Source organism: Bartonella sp. MU70NMGDW, from assembly GCF_042194085.1.
GTDB lineage: Bacteria > Pseudomonadota > Alphaproteobacteria > Rhizobiales > Rhizobiaceae > Bartonella > Bartonella grahamii.
In genome coordinates this window covers 1-4,027 of the sequence record NZ_JBHIMK010000127.1, presented here as the reverse complement: position 1 = coordinate 4,027, position 4,027 = coordinate 1, and the positions used below count along the sequence as shown (strand labels likewise).

At 40.0% G+C, this 4,027-nt stretch carries 3 protein-coding genes and 1 pseudogene; all 4 read left to right on the top strand.

Annotated elements, in window-relative coordinates; all coding sequences use genetic code 11:
* A pseudogene (locus tag ACFIKE_RS08565) lies at positions 1-225 on the top strand (hypothetical protein); the annotation flags it as partial.
* Positions 226-236: 11 nt separating this feature from the next.
* Positions 237-1,691: a hypothetical protein gene (locus ACFIKE_RS08560; RefSeq protein ID WP_375649299.1), complete on the top strand. Its 1,455-nt coding sequence runs from the start codon at positions 237-239 to the stop codon at positions 1,689-1,691.
* 10 nt (positions 1,692-1,701) lie between these two features.
* A complete protein-coding gene (locus tag ACFIKE_RS08555) occupies positions 1,702-3,807 on the top strand; it encodes a glycine zipper family protein (protein ID WP_375649297.1) in 2,106 nt (701 codons plus the stop codon).
* A partial coding sequence (locus ACFIKE_RS08550) for a transglycosylase SLT domain-containing protein (RefSeq protein ID WP_375649294.1) occupies positions 3,804-4,027 on the top strand: 224 nt, incomplete at its 3' end. The genes ACFIKE_RS08555 and ACFIKE_RS08550, both read left to right, overlap by 4 nt.

Sequence of the window (4,027 nt, the reverse complement as noted above, 5' to 3'; positions counted from 1 at the left end):
CAAGACAATAGCGGCTGGAATAGGTTGAATATGCTTATGAACGCCGGTCATGGCTTTGCAAGGAATTACGGCACGACAACAGGTAACAACACATCTTCTCTAATGCAAGGCAACGACCCTTGGAAGAATTTTGCGACAGTAGCAGGTCTTGCGACAAGTTTTATGGGTATTCCTGATATTTCTAAGCCTTTTGGCGCATTTTTAGGCAAAAAATTCGGTGTATAGGAAAGAAAGAAATGGAAAAAAGTTCTTGGTTCGATAACATTTCGCGTTTTTTTATTCCTCCTGATCAAGGTGAACATCCTTTAGTTAGAATGTCTAGAATAGGAGCAGATGGTTTAATACAACATAGTACACATCTCCCACCTACATTAAAACGCAATAGAAGGAGATGGTCTACAGTTCAAGAAGAAAGAGAACGCCAAAAGCGTGAAGAGATCTATGGTCGAAAGCTATTAGGAATGGTTATTCCGAAGATTGGTGAGAGACCTATTGATAAAATGAATATGTTGCAGAAAGTAATACAGCAGCATCAAGGTCCTGCTACTCCTAGTGCAATTTCTATTGATAAACCGTTTGAGAGTGGTTCTCTTGCGCCTTCTCAAATAGGAACTATTGTTCCGGATGGAGTATATCATGAGAAGAAGGAACCTTATGTGGTTCCTGAAGCAGAAATACCATTTGGTGTTGGTAATCATCCACCACTCCCTAATGCACAGGAGATTAAACAACTTACGCCTATAGTAGAGGCAGCTTCAACACTACAGTCACAAACTTCTCCAGTAGATACTCGAACTGGTTTTGAAAAGTTTGTCCAGTCTGATTTTTATAAAAAGCTTCAAGATCTTTTTGCAGGTATGTCGGCAGCACCGTCAGGCGGTTCTGGGTGGGATGCGCTTGCAAGTGGTGTGAAGCGTCTTAACGAAGGAGATAAACAAAGAGGGCAGGTTAATCAGACCGTCGAGTATCTAAAGTCCAAAGGCTATAGCGAAGAAGAAGCGCGGTTCATGGCTGGGAATAAAGATGCGTTGAATGCTTTTCTATTACAAAAAGCGAACGGCGGTTATGATGCTAGATCTAAAGAAGAATTGGACCGCCTACGAGAAACGATAGAGCTTAAAAATAGAGAAACTATCAGTAATAATACACTCCATGACATTGAACGTTTTATGAACTATATAGAAGAAAATGGTGAATGGGCTACAGGTAATGCGGCTAGTATACAAGCTCAGTTGGGTGTTCCTCAACACCGTGATATGAGTTCACTGCTTGATTCCATTAAAAATCGTATAGGTATTGATCGTTTAGAAACGATGAGACAGTATTCGCGTAATGGCGCCTCAGGTTTTGGGAATCTCACAGAAAGAGAACTTGATATCTTAAAGAGCTATTTAGGAGAGATAAAGTACAACTTGGGTCATAAAGAGCTCTTGTTTAGGTTGAAAAAAATCCATGAGATTTTGGGTAAGATGAAATCAGACGTATTGGATTTGCTGGAAAACAATAGCATTGCATTAACGCAAGAGAATGTTGATAAGGTTACATCACAGCCGCATTCTAAAGCTCCACAGCAAGGACATAGTGCAAATGCGCCTGTAGTAAAAAGTGCAGAAGAAATTGAAGCCTTACCGAAAGGGGCAGATTTTATTGTTATTGATGCCGATGGTAAAAGAATGACTATAAGAAAATAGGTTATGTTTCATGTCTGAACTTAAGAATTATGATAAGTCACTTCTTCCTGAATGGGCTAGAAAGTATAAGGTTATTGGTATTGCTGAAGATGTTCAAAAGGAAACAGATTATCCTGAACTTAAGGATTATGATAAATCACGTCTCCCTGAGTGGGCTAGGAAATATAAAGTGATTGGTATTGCTGAGGATATTCCTAATACTCAAGAAACATCTAATGATTTTTCATTTGATGATAAAGATCTTACGTGGTTGGATGCGGTTATGAGACATAGCGCATCTGGTGCAACGGCAGGTTATTTTGACGAAATGAAAGCAGTACGTGAAGCAGGTGTGAGGGATTATTGGAGCGGCGATAAAAAGGCAGAAGAGGTTTATAACAGAAGAGTAGCCAAAGAACGTGCTTACCAAAAAGCTTTGGAAGAGAAACATCCATGGTGGTCTTCTGGTGCTTATATTGCTGGTTCGATTTTACCAACAATAGCATCATTGGGGATCCCTGCTTTAAATTTTTTGCGAGCAGGTTCGACTTTAGGAGGTTTAGGTAGGGGAGCTCTTGTTGGGGCAGGCTCTGGAGCTTTACATGGTTCTGGTGCTGGAGAAGGTTACAATGATACGGTGAATTCGGCGTTAGCTGGTGGTGTTGGTGGGGCAGTTTTGACACCAGCTGCTAGTTTAGCAGGTGCGGGGGTTTCTAAGTTAGGTGGTTTACTTGTAAATGCTTTAAAATCACCTCCACTTGTAAGGAATTATTTTAATCCTGCTCATAAAGAGGTTTCCAATAAGGCTTTGCGAGAAGTTGCCAAACAACTTTACGATAATAAAACCCAAAAGATCACAGAACGTCTTAGCTCAGAACCTCAGGAAGTATTTTTGACAGATATTAATGAAAAACTACGACAGACTTTGTGGAATGCGTCTAAAACAAATGAAGATGTTTATCATCTTTTGAAACAAGCGCATGAGAAAAGATTAGGCGGTTCTGTTCAACGTCTTGATGATATGATGGAGCAGACAATTGTTCCATACCAGCATAGCGATACTTTAAGCAGGACGCTTAAACAGCAAGGGAAAGAAGCGCATGATCATCTTTATGAACAAGCAAGGCAAACTCCAATAGGACGAGAGCATTATCCGGCTCTTAATAAACTTTTTGAAAATAAAGGGTTTCAAAAAGCTCTTAAAGAAGCTGTCAATACTTTAGAGGAACACCCTCTCAGTATAAATCCTAGAAGGTTTTATGATAGAAGATTTAGCAGTATAACCTATAAACCTACGATAGAGTTATTAGATCAAACTAAGCAGTCTCTTGATGATTTAATCGAAAAAAGTAAGAAACATGGTGATAACCAAAAGATTTTAGGATACGAAGTCCTCAAACAAAATTTGGTAAAAATAATGGACGAAATCTCTCCTACGTACAAAGCAGCACGCGGTAGTGCGGCAAAATTCAAAAACTTTGCAGATAGCTTTGAAGAAGGTAGACAAGCTTTTGGAACAAAGCTTGAAAAGAGTTTTGAAAGGGATGCAGTTCAGGAAAATCTTTCTAAAGGGAATTGGACAAAACAAAATAATACCTATCAGATGGGCATGAGAGATGCATTAGATGATTTACTCAGAAAAAATGATGACCCTATTAATGAATTTTCTAAACTTTTAAAACAAAATCTTGCGTCTGAGAATCTTGAAAGAACCATAGGACCGGAGCGGTTTTCTACTTTTAAAAAGGCAGTAGATCAGGAGCAATTCTATTCTGATGCAGCAAAAGAGGGTTTTAGCAAATTTGAAGGCATTCCTGAGTTTTCTCTTTTTGATGGAGTTCGTGTACCACATAGTATTCCTGATATACCAGCTCAAGGCTTAAAATTAGCACGAAACATATTTTTTCATCCAAATGCCCCAGAGGCGCTACGGGCAAGACAAGAGCTAGAGCGCGGTATAGCGAAGTTAGCAACTTTTGGCGTTAAAGGAATGGAGCGCAATGAAATTGCCAAATTGATTCAAAGTGCTTTGAAGTGGCATAAAGCCGGTGTGATAACGGATGAAGGCTTGAAGATTGTTTCTAGAGCTGTAGCAAAAGGGTTAGGTCCTAGTGCTTCAATAGAGTATGCGAAATGACCCGTTATAGTCCTTCTGTTAATCAAGCGATACGGCAAACGGCAGCACGTTACGGCTTGCCAGAGAGTTATTTATACCGTGTTGCGCAAGTTGAAAGTGGAGGCAATCCGAATGCAAGGAATCCCCGTTCCTCTGCTGGTGGGTTGTATCAATTTATCGATAGCACCGCCAAACAATATGGTTTGCAGGATCGTTTTGACCCCATGCAAGCGGCAGATGC

Excerpts from the sequence above, each read along its gene's own strand:
- ACFIKE_RS08555 (WP_375649297.1), top strand. The coding sequence starts at position 1,702 with ATGTCTGAACTTAAGAATTATGATAAGTCACTTCTTCCTGAATGGGCT.
- ACFIKE_RS08560 (WP_375649299.1), top strand. The coding sequence starts at position 237 with ATGGAAAAAAGTTCTTGGTTCGATAACATTTCGCGTTTTTTTATTCCT.